This window comes from Streptomyces sp. NBC_01525, from assembly GCF_045040405.1.
GTDB classification, from domain to species: domain Bacteria; phylum Actinomycetota; class Actinomycetes; order Streptomycetales; family Streptomycetaceae; genus Streptomyces; species Streptomyces benahoarensis.
The window spans coordinates 1,115,674-1,130,475 of the sequence record NZ_CP109397.1 but is presented as its reverse complement, the minus strand read 5'-3'; the positions used below and the strand labels follow the sequence as shown (position 1 = coordinate 1,130,475).

The 14,802-nt window shown below is 74.3% G+C and carries 12 protein-coding genes; 8 read left to right on the top strand and 4 right to left on the bottom strand.

Going from position 1 to position 14,802, the window contains the following annotated elements:
- Positions 1-92: 92 nt before the first annotated feature.
- The 6 genes from OG422_RS05010 (at position 93) to OG422_RS04985 (ending at position 8,822) form a co-directional block, all read left to right on the top strand.
- Positions 93-1,208, top strand: coding sequence for an ATP-binding protein (locus OG422_RS05010; protein ID WP_405740117.1), 1,116 nt, complete (start codon positions 93-95; stop codon positions 1,206-1,208).
- A 182-nt stretch (positions 1,209-1,390) separates the two neighbouring features.
- Positions 1,391-2,515: a phenylalanine--tRNA ligase subunit alpha gene (gene pheS, locus OG422_RS05005; protein WP_143942137.1), complete on the top strand. Its 1,125-nt coding sequence runs from the start codon at positions 1,391-1,393 to the stop codon at positions 2,513-2,515.
- Positions 2,515-5,040 carry a phenylalanine--tRNA ligase subunit beta gene (gene pheT / locus OG422_RS05000; protein ID WP_405740113.1) on the top strand — a complete coding sequence of 842 codons (2,526 nt, stop codon included), beginning with the start codon at positions 2,515-2,517 and terminating at the stop codon, positions 5,038-5,040. The genes pheS and pheT overlap by 1 nt, the downstream gene beginning before the upstream one ends.
- Before the next feature lie 456 nt (positions 5,041-5,496).
- Positions 5,497-6,801: a PP2C family protein-serine/threonine phosphatase gene (locus tag OG422_RS04995; RefSeq protein ID WP_405740110.1), complete on the top strand. Its 1,305-nt coding sequence runs from the start codon at positions 5,497-5,499 to the stop codon at positions 6,799-6,801.
- Between the two features lie 95 nt (positions 6,802-6,896).
- A complete protein-coding gene (locus tag OG422_RS04990) occupies positions 6,897-8,234 on the top strand; it encodes a transcriptional regulator (protein WP_384600598.1) in 1,338 nt (445 codons plus the stop codon).
- A 57-nt stretch (positions 8,235-8,291) separates the two neighbouring features.
- Entirely contained in the window at positions 8,292-8,822 is a 531-nt protein-coding gene (locus OG422_RS04985; RefSeq protein ID WP_143942141.1) for an NUDIX domain-containing protein, read from the top strand.
- Positions 8,823-8,877: 55 nt separating this feature from the next.
- Here the strand turns inward: OG422_RS04985 and OG422_RS04980 are convergent, their stop codons facing one another.
- Together OG422_RS04980 and OG422_RS04975 are read right to left on the bottom strand one after the other, a co-directional pair.
- Positions 8,878-9,135 carry a hypothetical protein gene (locus OG422_RS04980; protein WP_143942142.1) on the bottom strand — a complete coding sequence of 86 codons (258 nt, stop codon included), beginning with the start codon at positions 9,133-9,135 and terminating at the stop codon, positions 8,878-8,880.
- A gap of 242 nt (positions 9,136-9,377) precedes the next feature.
- Positions 9,378-10,247 carry a 3-hydroxybutyryl-CoA dehydrogenase gene (locus tag OG422_RS04975; RefSeq protein ID WP_405740106.1) on the bottom strand — a complete coding sequence of 290 codons (870 nt, stop codon included), beginning with the start codon at positions 10,245-10,247 and terminating at the stop codon, positions 9,378-9,380.
- A 163-nt stretch (positions 10,248-10,410) separates the two neighbouring features.
- On the opposite strand from OG422_RS04975, the gene OG422_RS04970 reads away from it, so the two are divergent.
- Positions 10,411-11,679: a glycoside hydrolase family 10 protein gene (locus tag OG422_RS04970; RefSeq protein ID WP_405740103.1), complete on the top strand. Its 1,269-nt coding sequence runs from the start codon at positions 10,411-10,413 to the stop codon at positions 11,677-11,679.
- Between the two features lie 53 nt (positions 11,680-11,732).
- Here the strand turns inward: OG422_RS04970 and OG422_RS04965 are convergent, their stop codons facing one another.
- Positions 11,733-11,936, bottom strand: a complete 204-nt coding sequence (locus tag OG422_RS04965) for a DUF1918 domain-containing protein (protein ID WP_405740101.1) — start codon at positions 11,934-11,936, stop codon at positions 11,733-11,735.
- Positions 11,937-12,236: 300 nt separating this feature from the next.
- Positions 12,237-13,334 carry a DMT family transporter gene (locus tag OG422_RS04960; protein WP_405740098.1) on the bottom strand — a complete coding sequence of 366 codons (1,098 nt, stop codon included), beginning with the start codon at positions 13,332-13,334 and terminating at the stop codon, positions 12,237-12,239.
- Between OG422_RS04960 and OG422_RS04955 the strand changes: the two genes are divergently transcribed.
- Complete coding sequence (locus OG422_RS04955) at positions 13,333-14,796, top strand: PLP-dependent aminotransferase family protein (RefSeq protein WP_405740095.1); 1,464 nt, start codon at positions 13,333-13,335, stop codon at positions 14,794-14,796. The two genes, OG422_RS04960 and OG422_RS04955, sit on opposite strands and share 2 nt — an antisense overlap.
- Positions 14,797-14,802 lie beyond the last annotated feature (6 nt).

Below are 14,802 nucleotides of genomic sequence, written 5' to 3'. Positions count from 1 at the left end.
CCCGTCCGGCCGGGGGTGCCCGGCGCAACCCCCGGCCGTCCGCGGCCGTTGTGAGTAGGGTGACGGGCCGGGGCCGGAGGGGGCTGGTGGGGATGGACGTGAGGACACCGGATGACAGGGACGGCGGGCCGCCGGTCCGGGCGCCCGAGGGGGCGGCGGACGGGCCGGTCGTGGCGCCGGACGAGCTGCCCGACGGGCTGGTCGTCGCCGACGCCGAGGGCACCGTCATCTGCTTCAACGCCGCCGCGGCGAGGATCACCGGCACGCCCGCATCCGACGCCCTCGGCCGCTCCCTGGACGACGCGCTGCCGCTCCAGGACATCGAGGGCCGCCGCTGGTGGCGGCTGACCGACCCGTACGGCGGTCTCGCCATCCGGCGCGGGCAGCCCGAGCGCAATCTGCTGCTCGGCGGCCGCGAGGTGCTGGTCTCCGCCCGCTACCTCCGCGACGGCCGCGCCGGACCGGTCCGCCGCCTGGTCGTCTCGCTGCGCGGCACCGAGGCCCGGCGGCGTACGGAGATCAGCCACGCCGAGCTGATCGCGACCGTCGCCCATGAGCTGCGCTCGCCGCTGACCTCCGTCAAGGGTTTCACCGCCACCCTGCTGCGGAAGTGGGAGCGGTTCACCGACGACCAGAAGCGGCTGATGCTGGAGACCGTCGACGCCGACGCGCACCGGGTGACCCGGCTCATCGCCGAGCTGCTGGACATCTCCCGGATCGACTCCGGGCGGCTGGAGGTGCGCCGCCAGCGGATCGACATGGTCGCGGCGGTGCGGCGGCACGTCCAGGCGCAGATCACTGCGGGGCGCGCCCCCGGCCGTTTCATGATCCGGGTGTGCGGGGCGCTGCCCGATCTGTGGGCCGACCCGGACAAGGTCGACCAGGTGCTGAGCAACCTGCTGGAAAATGCGGTGCGGCACGGCGAGGGAACCGTCACCATCGACGTCACGGCGGCCACGGTGACCAGCGGGGAGGGGACGGCGGTGACGGTCAGCGACGAGGGGGCGGGCATCCCCGAGGAGTCCATGAACCGGGTCTTCACCCGCTTCTGGCGCGGCAGCAAACGCGGCGGCACCGGCCTCGGCCTGTACATCGTCAAGGGCATCGTCGAGGCGCACGGCGGCTCCATCACCGTCGGCCGGGCCCCGGTGGGCGGCGCCGAGTTCCGATTCGTGCTGCCCGCCGCCATCCCGGCCTTCATGGCCTGACCGCCCGGCGGCGGGCGCCCCGCCCGGGGCTCGGACCGGCGCTGTCGGCCCGTCCCCTTAGACTTGCCCTTTGGCACCTTTGGCGCACAAGCATCGCGGGCACAGCGCGGGCTCGGCATCCGAAGTTTGTGATCGAAGAGGCGAAGTGAAGCCAAGCCAGACCACCGGAAGCACGGGAAGAGATGTCCGCACCCAATAAGTCGTACGACCCTGTCGAGGTCGAAGCCCTGAAACCGGAAGAGATCGCCCGCCGGACGGACGAGGCGCTCGCCGCCGTCGCCGCCGCGGCCGATCTGGAGGCGCTGCGCGAGGTGAAGGCCGCCCACGCCGGCGACCGCTCGCCGCTCGCCCTCGCCAACCGCGAGATCGGCGCGCTGCCCCCGCACGCCAAGGCGGACGCCGGTAAGCGCGTCGGCCAGGCCCGCGGCCGCGTCAACCAGGCGTTCAAGGCCCGCCAGGAGGAGCTGGAGGCGGAGCGTGACGCCCGCGTGCTGGTCGAGGAGGCGGTGGACGTCACCCTGCCGTTCGACCGCACGCCCGCCGGTGCGCGCCACCCGCTGGCCAGCTTCATGGAGCGGGTCGCCGACGTCTTCGTCGCGATGGGCTACGAGGTCGCCGAGGGCCCCGAGGTCGAGGCCGAGTGGTTCAACTTCGACGCGCTCAACTTCGTGCCGGATCACCCCGCGCGCCAGATGCAGGACACCTTCTTCGTCCAGGGCGAGGGCACCAAGGGCGATGAGTCCGGGGTCGTGCTGCGCACCCACACCTCGCCGGTCCAGGCCCGTACGCTCGTCGACCGTGAGCCGCCGGTCTACGTCGTCTGCCCCGGGCGGGTCTACCGCACCGATGAGCTGGACGCCACGCACTCCCCGGTCTTCCACCAGATCGAGCTGCTCGCCGTCGACGAGGGCCTGACCATGGCGGACCTCAAGGGCACCCTCGACCACATGGTCCAGGCGCTCTTCGGCCCGGACATGACCACCCGCCTGCGGCCGAACTACTTCCCGTTCACCGAGCCGTCCGCCGAGATGGACATGGTCTGCTACGTCTGCCGTGGCGCCTCCGTCGGCAACCCCGACCGCCCCTGCCGCACCTGCTCCAGCGAGGGCTGGATCGAGCTGGGCGGCTGCGGAATGGTCAACCCCCGGGTGCTGACCGCCTGCGGTGTGGACCCGGAGAAGTACAGCGGGTTCGCGTTCGGCTTCGGCATCGACCGGATGCTGATGTTCCGGCACAACGTGGAAGACATGCGCGACATGTTCGAGGGCGACGTCCGGTTCACCCGGCCGTTCGGGATGGAGATCTGATGCGTGTCCCGCTTTCCTGGCTGCGGGAGTACGTCGACCTGCCGGCCACCGAGACCGGCCGTGACGTACAGACCAAGCTCGTCGCCGTCGGCCTGGAGGTCGAGACGGTCGAGAAGCTCGGCGAGGGCCTGACCGGCCCGTTGGTGGTCGGCCAGGTGCTGACCATCGAGGAGCTGGAGGGCTTCAAGAAGCCGATCCGCTTCTGCACCGTCGACGTCGGCGACGCCAACGGCACCGGCGAGCCGCAGGAGATCGTCTGCGGCGCCCGCAACTTCGCCGTCGGCGACAAGGTCGTCGTGGTCCTGCCCGGCGCCGTCCTCCCCGGCGACTTCAAGATCGCCGCGCGCAAGACGTACGGCAAGAAGTCCCACGGCATGATCTGCTCCGGCGACGAGCTGGGCATGGGGGACGACGGCACCGGCGGCATCATCGTGCTGCCCCCGGAGACCGAGGTCGGCAGCGACGCCATCGCGCTGCTCCAGCTCGTCGACGAGGTGCTGGACATCGCGGTCACCCCCGACCGCGGCTACTGCCTGTCGCTGCGCGGCGTCGCCCGCGAGGCCGCCACCGCGTACGGCCTGCCGCTGCGCGACCCGGCGCTGCTGGACGTCCCGCCGCCGAACTCCGCCGGGTACGCCGTCAAGGTCTCCGACCCGATCGGCTGCGGCCGCTTCACGGCCCGCACGGTCAGTGGCCTCAACCCCGAGGCGCGGTCCCCGATCTGGCTCCAGCGGCGGCTGCAGAAGGCCGGGATGCGTCCGGTCTCGCTCGCCGTCGACCTCACCAACTACGTGATGCTGGAGCTGGGCCAGCCGCTGCACGCCTACGACCGGGCCGCCCTCCAGGGCCCGATCGGTGTCCGCCGTGCCACCGGCGGCGAGAAGATCACCACCCTCGACGGTGTCAAGCGGGTGCTGGACACCGAGGACCTCGTCATCACCGACGACCGCGGTCCGATCGGCCTGGCCGGTGTCATGGGCGGCGCCAACACCGAGATCGCCCGGGGCGTCAGCGACCCGGAGACCGGCGAGGTGCGCGGCACCACCGACGTCGTGATCGAGGCGGCGCACTTCGACGCGCTCTCCATCGCCCGTACGGCCCGGCGCCACAAGCTGTCGTCGGAGGCGTCGCGGCGCTTCGAGCGCGGCGTGGACCCGCAGGCGGCGTCGGCCGCGGCGCAGCGCACCGTCGATCTGCTGGTACTGCTGGCCGGTGGCACCGCCGAGCCGGGCGTCACCGAGATCGTCTCGCCCAGCGCCCCGCGCACCCTCACCATCCCCGCCTCGCACCCGGACGAGGTCGCCGGTGTCGAGTACGGCCGGGAGACCGTCGTCCGCCGCCTCCAGCAGGTCGGCTGCGACGTCTACGGCCAGGACGAGTTGGTCGTCACCGTGCCGTCCTGGCGACCGGACCTGACCGACCCGAACGACCTCGCCGAGGAGGTCATCCGGCTGGAGGGCTACGAGAACCTGCCCTCCACGCTGCCGCTGCCGCCCGCCGGCCGCGGACTGACCGAGCGGCAGCGGCTGCACCGCCGCGTCGGCCGGGCGCTGGCCGGCGCCGGGTACGTCGAGGCGCTGAACTACCCGTTCATGGGCGCGGCCGTCCTCGACCAGCTCGGCATCGAGGCGGGCGACGCGCGCCGCCGCACCGTCACGCTCGTCAACCCGCTCTCCGACGAGGAGCCCGATCTGCGCACGACGCTGATCCCGGGCCTCCTCGGCGCGCTGCGGCGCAACGACGGCCGCGGCACGCACGACCTCGCGCTCTTCGAGACCGGCCAGGTCTTCCTGCCGACCGGTGACGAGAAGCCCGCGGTCCGGCTGCCCGTCGACCGCCGTCCGACCGACGAGGAGATCGCGGAGCTCAACGCCGCGCTCCCGGCGCAGCCGCGCCACGCCGCCGTGGTGCTGACCGGCGCCCGTGAGCAGGCCGGCTGGTGGGGCAAAGGCCACCCGGCGACATGGGCGGACGCCGTCGAGGCGGGCCGTACCGTCGCCCGGGAGGCCGGTGTCGAGCTGACCGTCCGTCAGGACCAGCTGGCCCCGTGGCATCCGGGCCGCTGCGCCGCGTTTGTGGTGACCGTCGGTGGCGCGGAGGAGGTCGTCGGCCACGCCGGTGAGCTGCACCCCCGCGTCATCAAGGCGCTGGGTCTGCCGGAGCGCACCTGCGCGATGGAGATCGACCTGGACCGTGTCGAGGCCGCCGCCGACGGCCCGCTGCGCGCCCCGCGGATCTCGTCGTTCCCGGTGGCCACGCAGGACGTCGCGCTGATCGTCGACGCGTCGGTCCCGGCCGCCGCCGTGGAGACCGCGCTGCGCTCCGGCGCGGGCGAGCTCCTGGAGTCGCTGCGGCTGTTCGACGTCTTCAGCGGCGAGCAGGTGGGCGCAGGGAAGAAGTCGCTGGCGTACGCGCTGCGCTTCCGCGCCGCCGACCGCACGCTGACCGCCGAGGAGGCGTCGGCCGCCCGTGACGCGGCGGTCGCGGCCGCCGCCGAGCACACCGGGGCGGTACTGCGAGGCTGACGGTGACCGTGCCGGTTGACGGCACGGTGGCACACGAATGAGTGAGGGCGCGACCGGCACCACCGCCGGTCGCGCCCTCGCCCTTTCCGGCCGTACGCGACACCCTCCCGCGGGGCCGTCCCCGGGGCCGCGGGAGGCCCGGGCCGGACGACGGCGCCTCCCGCGCGGCAGGCGGTGTACCGGTTCTTCAGCCACCCCGCGCCACCCCACTCCGGGCGCCCGGCGCACACCCGCGGGGCGTATTCGCGCAGGCCCGGGCGCGCCCTCGCGTGCGCCCCGTACCACCTCACCCGATGGAGTGATACAGATGCGCACCGTGGGGGTCCGGGCACGTAACGTCGACACAATCGTTGCGGCCGACACGGCCCGCCGTCTGCGGGAGGGTCGGTTCGACCGCCGCGCAGCCCGCTGTGGGAACCACAGGCAAGGGGGACCAACGGCATGATCCGTAATCGGGTGAGCGACGGAGCGCGCACCGACGTCACACGCACCCGGTGGACCTTCGTCCTCGTCCTGCCCGGCCTGTGGGTGTTCGCGGTGCTGGCCTGGGAGCTGTCCTGGCCCAGCAGCGGACAGTTGCTCCAACTGCTCGCCGCCGCACCGGCCATCGCCTGCGCGGGCACCGGCCGCCGGCTCTGTGTGGTGATGGGCGGCGCCTGCGCCCTCCTCGCGCTCGTACCGTTCGACGGCGCCCCGCCGGCCGGGCCGGGGCTGCCCGCCCGCGCCGTCAACTGCGCCGCGATCCTCACCGTGGTGTGCGCCAGCTATCTGACGGCCGGGCGGCGGCTGCGGCTGGTGCGGGAGCTGGTCCGCGCCCGCGAGGTGGCGGCCACCGCGCAGCGGGCGCTGCTGCCCCCGCTGCCGCCGCGCATCGGCACGGTGGCCCCCGCCGCCCTCCACCTCTCCGCCGACGAGGGCGCCTCGATGGGCGGCGACCTCTACGACGTGGTGGCCACCCGGCACGGCGTACGGGCGGTGATCGGCGATGTGCGCGGCCACGGGCTGGCGGCCCTCGCGACGGTCGCGGCGATGCTCGGCTGCTTCCGCGAGGCCGCCCACGACGAGTACGAACTGAGCGAGGTGCTGCGGCGGTTGGAGCGTGCGCACGCCCGTCATCTGGCGGGGCGCGACCCGGCCACGGCGTCCGGTCCGCTCGGCCCGGACGCCGAGGAGTTCGTGACGATCCTGCTGCTGGAGATCGCGCCGGACGGCACGGCCCGGGCGCTCAACTGCGGGCACCCGTGGCCGTACCGCGTCGCCCCCGGCGTCGTGGAGCCCGCCGTTCGCGCGGAACCGCTGCCGCCGCTGGGCCTGTTCCCGCTGCCCCGCGCGCTGGACACGGTGGCGTGCGGGCGGCTGGCGCCGGCGGAGGGGCTGCTGCTGTACACCGACGGCGCGTATGACGCGCGGGGCGTGGACGGCGGGTTCTTCCCGCTGGCCGAGACGGTGCGGCGGTTCGCCGGGGCGCGGGCGGACGCGGTGGTCGGCGGGGTGCACGACGCCCTGCTGCGGCACGCCCGGGGGCAGCTCACCGACGATGTGGCGCTGGTGATGCTGAGCGCCGCGCCACCGCGCACCCCCGGCCCGGTGCCTTCGGGCCCCGGCCGCCCGGTGGCCCGCGTCGAGCAGCCGTCGCGTCCGCGGGCGCAGGCCCGGGTCCCCCGGCGTCCGGCCCCGGTGACCGCGTCGCGCGACCGGGCGCCGTCCTCGACGGCCGCCCCGTGCACGGCCGGTGACGAGGCGTCTTCACACCCCGTGTGAAGCGCGGTTCACTACCCTGAACGCACGGAGTCTGGACGGCGACGAGGTCGGAGCCAGCGGCCCGTGGGCGGGCCCGGCGCACCGGGAGGCCGGTTATGGAGCCCAACACCCTGCTCGACGCGATCCTCGACGAGGCGGGCATCTCGCACGCCGGTCTCGCGGCACGTATCAACCAACTCGGCCGCCACCGCGGCCTGGCGCTGCGCTACGAACACACCGCGGTGGCCCGCTGGCTCAAGGGCCAGCGCCCGCGCGGCCAGGTGCCCGACCTGATCTGTGAAATCCTCGCGGCGCGGCTGCACCGCCCGGTCGGCCTGGACGACATCGGCCTCGGCCGCCCGGGGGCGCGCCGCTCCGCCACCACCCCGCTCTCCGGCTTCGTCGAGCGGGCCACCGCCCTGTGGCGCTCCGACGAACAGCAGCGCGCCCATGTCGTGGACGCCCCGGCGCTCACCGGTACGTCCGCGGTCATGCCCGTATGGGAGTGGGAGAACCCGCCCGAGGACTCCGATGTCTCGCGGGACGGGCAGGCGCGGGTCGGGATGGACGACATCGAGATGCTGCGCTCGGCCCGTACCCACTACGAGCATCTGTACCGCAAGGCCGGCGGGGTGGCGACGCGGTCGCGGATCGTGGGGTTCCTCAACACCGAGGCGGCGCCGCTGTTGCGCGGCAGCTACAGCGATGCGACGGGCCGTCAGCTGCACCGCGCGACGGGCGGGCTGGTCGCCGTCGCGGGCATCTGCGCCTATGACTCGGACGCGCTCGGCCTCGCGCAGCGCTACTTCCACCAGGCGTTACGCCTCGCGAAGGCGAGCGGCGACCGGGGGCTCGGCGCGTACATCATCGCGCTGCTGGTCAACCAGTCGCTGTTCTCGCGGGAGTACCGCCAGGCGGTGGCGTTCGCGGAGGCGGCGCTGCGGACCGCGGGCCCGCAGCTCACCCCGGCGCTCGCCGCCGACCTCTACGCGATGCAGGCCAAGTCCTACGCACGGCTCGGCGACGGCGCGGGCGCGCTCGCCTGCATCCGGCGGGCGGAGGCGGCGGCGGAACGCATCCGGCCGGGCCTGGAACCGGCCGAGACCGGCTACGTCCAGCCGGGTCTGGTGAACGTCCAGGTCGCGGAGGCGCTGCTGAGCCTCGGTGATCTGCGGGCCGCCCGGGAGCAGGCGGACGCCGCCGTGGACACTCCCGCACACGACCGGGGCCGGGTCCACCGGCTGGCGATGCTCACCCACATCGAGCTGCGCCAGGGTGACGCGGACCGGGCTGCGGCCAACGCCGCGCAGATGACCGAGCGGGCCAGGGGTGTGGAGTCCCAGCGCTTACGGGACCGGCTGCGGGCGGTGCGCGAACATCTGGCGGAGACCGGTAGCTCCGCGACCGACGCGGCGGCCGATCTCATCGACGAGGTGCTGCGCATACCGCTGTAGGAGATCCCGCACCGGGCCCGTGTCACCTTGCCGGATCTACGCGGAAGGTGGCAGACAGTGCGTTGGGACAATCTCGCGGAAGAGACCGTGTACGAGAACCGCTGGTTCCGGGTGAATCTCGCCGATGTGCGGATCCCCGACGGCCGGCACCTCGACCACTACCTCATCCGGATGCGGCCGGTGGCCGTGGCCACGGTGGTCAACGAGGCCAATGAGGTGCTGCTGTTGTGGCGGCACCGCTTCATCACCGACTCCTGGGGTTGGGAGCTTGCCGCGGGCGTCGTCGAGGACGGCGAGGACATCGCGGCGGCGGCCGCGCGGGAGATGGAGGAGGAGACCGGGTGGCGGCCCGGTCCGCTGACCCATCTGATGTCGGTGGAGCCGTCCAACGGTCTCACCGACGCCCGGCACCACATCTACTGGTCCGACGAGGGCACCTACACGGGCCCGCCGCAGGACGGCTTCGAGTCCGACCGCCGGGAGTGGGTACCGCTGAAGCTGGTGCCCGACATGGTGGCCAGGGGTGAGGTGCCCGCGGCGAACATGGCCGCGGCCCTGCTGATGCTCCATCAACTCCGTCTCGGCTGAGGCGGGTTGAGTTGAGTCCGGCACCGCCGCCCGAGGACGGCGGTGCCGGGAGCGGTCACCTGGCCAGCACCTGCCAGACGGTCACCGCCACCGCCGCCACGGAGGCGAGCGCGGCCACCGACGGCAGCGGCCAGCGACCGTGCTCCAGCTGCGCGATACGGGCGGTCAGCTCGTCCGCGTCGCGCTCGTACTGTGCGGACCGCTGTGCGAGCAGTGCCAGTTCGCCGTCGACGCGGGCGGTGCGTACGTCCAGACACCGCCTCAGCTCCGCCACATCGGTGGCTACCAGCTTGCGTTCAGGGTGGGCGGTCACTTTCCGTTCCTCTTTTCCGCTGTCGCGACATCCGTCGTCCTGGGTACGACACCAGTCAACTGCCCGGAAGGGGGAGGCGGGAGTGTGTGCGCCGGGCTTCTGTGAGTCAGCGGCGCACACCCCGTGTGAAGTGACGGAGGGTGAGGAAGAGGGGAGGCGGAGGGGGCCTGTGGGGAGCGCGGGAACAGAGCGACGGCCCGCTCCCGGAGGAGGGCGGGCCGTCGGGTGACCGAGGGCGCGGCTCAGTACGTGTAGAACCCCGACCCGCTCTTGCGGCCGAGGCGGCCCGCGTCGACCATGCGGGCGAGGAGAGGGGGAGCGGCGTACAGGGGCTCCTTGTACTCCTCGTACATCGACGCGGCGACCGAGGTGACGGTGTCCAGGCCGATCAGGTCGGAGAGCTTGAGCGGGCCCATCGGGTGGGCGCAGCCCAGCTCCATGCCGTTGTCGATGTCCTCGCGGCTGGCCATGCCCGACTCGAACATCCGGATCGCGGAGAGGAGGTACGGGATGAGCAGGGCGTTCACCACGAAGCCCGAGCGGTCCTGGGAACGGATGGGGTGCTTGCCCAGCACGTTCTGGACCAGCGCCTCGGCGCGCGCGATGGTCTCGTCGCCGGTGGTCAGCGCGGGGATCAGCTCGACGAGCTGCTGCACCGGCGCCGGGTTGAAGAAGTGGACCCCGATGACCTGGTCGGGGCGGGAGGTGGCGACGGCCAGCTTCACCAGCGGGATCGAGGAGGTGTTGGACGCCAGGATCGCGTCCGGGCGGGTCACGACCTGGTCGAGAACCTGGAAGATCTCCGTCTTGACCTGCTCGCTCTCCACGACCGCCTCGATGACGAGGTCACGGTCGGCGAACTCCCCGAGGTCGGTGGTGAAGCTCAGGCGGGCGAGCGCGGCGTCCCGTTCGGCGGGCGTGATCTTGCCGCGGTCGGCGGCCTTGCCGAGCGAGTTGGTCAGACGGGTGCGCCCCAGTTCCAGGGCTTCGCCGGTGGTCTCCGCGACCATGACCTCCAGCCCGGAGCGTGCGCACACCTCGGCGATTCCGGCGCCCATCTGACCGCAGCCGACGACGCCGACGCGTGCGATGTCGGTGAAAGTGTCCGTCACCTCGTGCCTTTCGCTGATCTACGGGACCGGCGGGGCTCCGTAGGGGTGTCCGGGCCCGCCTCGGCCCCCGACGTTACTCGTACGGGTGCGGGACTCCGGGCGTCGGGGCGGGCATTCTGACCTCCAAGAATTAGATCAAAAGCGGACAAGTTGGGGGTATTTGATGAGACGGATCACACGCCGGAGCTTCGCCGTGGCGGCGCTCGGGGCCGCCGCGTGGCAGACCGCCGGGCCGACGGTCGCCGCCGCGGAACCGCACGGGCGCCCGTCACCGGAACCGGCCGCCGCAGCGGGCCCCGGCCGAGGGCGCCCGCGCCCCGCGCTGCGCGGGATGTGGCTGGCGACGGTCGCCCACCGCGACTGGCCGTCCCGCCCGGGCCTGCCGCCCGCCGAGGCGCGCCGTGAACTCCTCGCCCTGCTCGACGCCGCTGTCGCCCGCCGCCTCAACGCGGTCTTCTTCCAGGTGCGGCCCACCGCGGACGCGCTGTGGCCGTCGCCGTACGAACCGTGGTCGGCGTACCTCACCGGGCGGCAGGGCCGCGATCCCGGCTGGGACCCGCTGGGCTGCGCGGTTCGCGAGGCGCACCGCCGTGGCCTGGAGCTGCACGCCTGGTGCAACCCGTACCGCGTCGCCCTGCACGACGATCCCGGGCGCCTGGACCCGTCCCATCCGGCGCGCCGCCACCCCCACTGGGTGGTGCGGTACGGCGGGAAGCTCTTCTACGACCCGGGGCTGCCGGAGGTCCGGCGCTTCGTCCAGGACGCGTTCCTGGACGCGGTGCGCCGCTATCCCGTCGACGGTCTCCACTTCGACGACTACTTCTATCCGTATCCGGTCGTGGGAGAGGCGTTCGGCGACGACGCCTCGTACGCGGCGTACGGCGCCGCCTTCCCCGATCGGGCGGCCTGGCGACGCCACAACACCGAGCTGCTGGTGCGGGAGACGGCGGCGCGGGTCGCGGCGGTGCGCGAGGCGACCGGGCGGCGGGTGCGATTCGGGGTCAGCCCCTTCGCCGTCTGGCGCAACCGCGCCACCGATCCGGCGGGCTCGGACACCCGCGCCGGGGTGCAGACCTACGACGACCTGTACGCCGACACCCGGCGCTGGGTGCGGCTGGGGCTGCTCGATTACGTCGCCCCGCAGGCGTACTGGCACCTCGGCTTCGAGGCGGCGGACTACGCACGGATCGTGCCGTGGTGGGCACGGACGACCGCAGGTACCGGTGTGGACCTCTACCTCGGTGAGGCCCTGTACAAGGCGGGTGATCCGGCGCAGCCCGCCCCCTGGCGGGACCCGGCCGAACTCTCCCGCCATCTCGCCTTCGCGTGCCGGTATCCGCAGGTGGGCGGCCATGTCTTCTTCTCTGCGAAGGAGGTGGCCGCCGATCCGTCGGGGGCGATGGCGCGGGTGGTGGCGGACCACTACCGGTAGGGGCCGCCGGCGTGTCCGTGACGCCACGGCCGGGCGCGGCGTCACGGACGCCCTCAGCGGGTGCGCCTGCCCGGTTCCGCGTGGCGTACGACTGCGTCGGGGCCGGGCGACAGGATCGCTTCGTGGCCCGAGTCGTCGCGGACGCGGTAGGGGGGATCGCCGTGGTCACCCAGCACTTCGATGATCTCGACGACGTGGTCGTGCTGTCCGACGGTCCTGCCGTGCACCAGCAGTCGGTCGCCCGTGGTCGCATGCATCAGGAGGTCCTCCCACCTGGAAGGCCGTACGGCCGCCGCTCGGCCGGGCGGCCTGGCCAACGGATTACGGGCCGGGGCGGCCCGGACGGCGGTACATGCCGCTGCGGCCAGTTTACGTCGGGGGGTGGCGGGCGCATCCGGCGCGAGGGGCGAGGGGGGAGCGGCCGGGGGCGGGGTGCTCGGGCTCCGGGGTGGCCCGGGCCCGTGCGCCGCGGTGCCCCACCTGCCGAGCCCTGGCCCCTCCGCCGCGGCGCCGCGGCCCGTCCGTGCGCCCGTCCCCGTCTCCTTCTTCCCCCGTCCTCAGCTCCTGCTGCGTTGGGTGACCACGATGCAGGCCAGTACCGCGAGGGCGGCCAACGGGGCCGCGGGCGGCAGGTGTTCGCCGAGCAGGGTGACCGACCAGACCAGGGTCAGCAGCGGTTGCGCCAGCTGGAGCTGGCTGGCGCGGGCCACGCCGATGGCGGCCATCCCGCGGTACCAGACGACCATCCCGGCGAAGGTCGAACCGGCCGCCAGCCACAGCAGCCCGGCCACCGCGTGCGGTGTCGGGTGCAGCGGCTCGGCGCAGAGCGCGAGGGCCGAGCCCGTCACCGTCACCGGCAGCGCCAGGACCAGCGCCCAGCCGATCACCTCCCAGCCCGGCATGGAGCGGGCCAGGCGGCCGCCTTCGGCGTAGCCCGCGGCGCATACCAGCAGTGCCCCGAAGAGGAGCAGGTCGCCGGCGCCCGGGCGGCCGCCGCTCTGCTGCACGGCGAACGCGATGACCACCGCCGCGCCGGTCAGCGCCGCGCTCCAGAACGTCTGCGACGGCCGCGTCCCGGTGCGCAGCGCGGAGAACGCGGCGGTGGTCAGCGGGAGCAGGCCGACGACCACGGCGGCGTGCGAGGTGGTCGTCGTCTCCAGGGCGAGCGTGGTCAGCAGCGGGAAGCCGAGGACGATACCGCAGGCCACGACGGCGATACCGGGCCAGTGGCGCCGCGCGGGCAGCGGGGTGCGGCGCGCCACGAAGCAGGCCCCGGCGACGGCGGCGGCCAGGACGCTGCGCAGCATCACGACCGTCCACGGGCCCATGCCCTCCAGCGCCCAGGCGGTCGCCGGGAAGGTGAGCGAGAAGGCGGCGACGCCGAGCGCGGCGAGCAGGACGCCGCGGCGGAGGTGGTCGGGGGGATCGAGGGGACCGGCCGAACCGGCGGAAGCGGCTTCGGTGGACGCGGCTTCGGCGGGCGGAGAGGCGGCGCCGGGCCGGGCGTCGGGCGCAGTGGCCTCGCGCGCGCCGGTGGCGGACGAGGCGTCGGTGGGCGTGGCCTCGCCGGACGCCGTGCAGGGGACCGGAGCCCGGGCCGAAGGGCCGCCGACCGTTATCCCCGCGGAGCTGGTAGCGCTATCGTGTGCTCTCATGCGTGAGCGTAGCAGTGTCGCCGAACTGGCCTCAGTCCTGCGGAAAGAGGTCAACCGCTACTCGCCAGGGGAGAAACTGCCGTCGAGTCGCGCCCTGCGGGAGCGCTACCGCGTCAGTCCGGTGACGGTCTCCCGGGCGCTCGCCGAGCTGGCCGCCGAGGGACTGGTCACCACCCGGCCGGGCGCCGGGGCCTTCCGCGCCGCCCCGCCCGCCCGCGCCGCGCGCCCCGCCGACACCTCCTGGCAGGAGATCGCGCTGAGCGCGGAAGCCGCCGCCGACCAGGTGCCGCGCAGCGTCGACGCCTCCGGGGTGCTCGCCACCCTCGCGGGGCCCCCGCCCGGCGTCGTCGAGCTGAGCGGCGGCTATCTCCACCCCGACCTCCAGCCGGAACGCGCCCTGGCCGCCGCGCTGGCCCGGGCCGGGCGCCGCCCCGGGGCCTGGCAGCGGCCGCCCCTGGAGGGCGTGCACGAGCTGCGGGCGTGGTTCGCGCGGGAGATCGGCGGGCCGGGCGGCGCGCTGGCCCCGAGCGATGTGCTGATCACGGCGGGCGGGCAGAGCGCCCTGACCGCCGCGCTGCGGGCGCTCGCCCCACCCGGCGCGCCGGTGCTCGTCGAATCCCCGACCTACCCCGGCGTCCTGGCCGTCGCCCGCGCGTCCGGGCTGCGGCCGGTTCCGGTGCCGGTCGACGCGGACGGTGTCCGCACCGACCTCCTCGCCGACGCGTTCCGGGCCAGCGGCGCCCGGCTCTTCGTCTGCCAGCCGCTGTTCCAGAACCCGACGGGCGCGGTGCTCGCGGCCGAGCGGCGGGCCGAGGTGCTGCGGGTGGCGCGGGCGGCCGGTGCGTTCGTCATCGAGGACGATTTCGCCCGCCGCCTGGCCCATGAGCCCGCGGCCGCGCTGCCGCCGACGCTCATCTCCGACGACGCGCACGGCACCGTCGTCCACGTCGGCTCGCTGACGAAGGTGACGTCCCCGAGCCTGCGGGTGGGGGCGCTGGCCGCCCGCGGGCCCGTCCTCGACCGGCTGCGCGCCATCCAGGTCGTCGACAGCTTCTTCGTCCCGGGGCCGCTCCAGGAGACCGCGCTGGAGCTGGTCGGCTCACCGTCCTGGCCGCGTCATCTCCGGGCGGTCTCCAGGGAGTTGGGTGCGCGCCGGGACGCGCTCCTGGCCGCGCTGCACGCCCGGCTGCCCGGTCCGGCGGGTGCGGACGGCGGCGCGGCGCTGAGCGCGCCCCGGGGCGGCTGCTACCTCTGGCTGCGGCTGCCGGACGGCACGTCGGAGGAGGCGCTGGCCGGTGCGGCGCTGCGGGCCGGTGTCTCGGTCGCCCGGGGCCGCCCGTACTTCCCCGCCGAGCCGCCCGCGGCCCATCTGCGCCTCGGCTTCGCCTCGGCGTCCGGCCCCGCCGAACTCACCGAGGGTGTACGGCGCCTGGCCGCCGCCTGGCAGGAGGTCGCGCCGTAGGGCGTG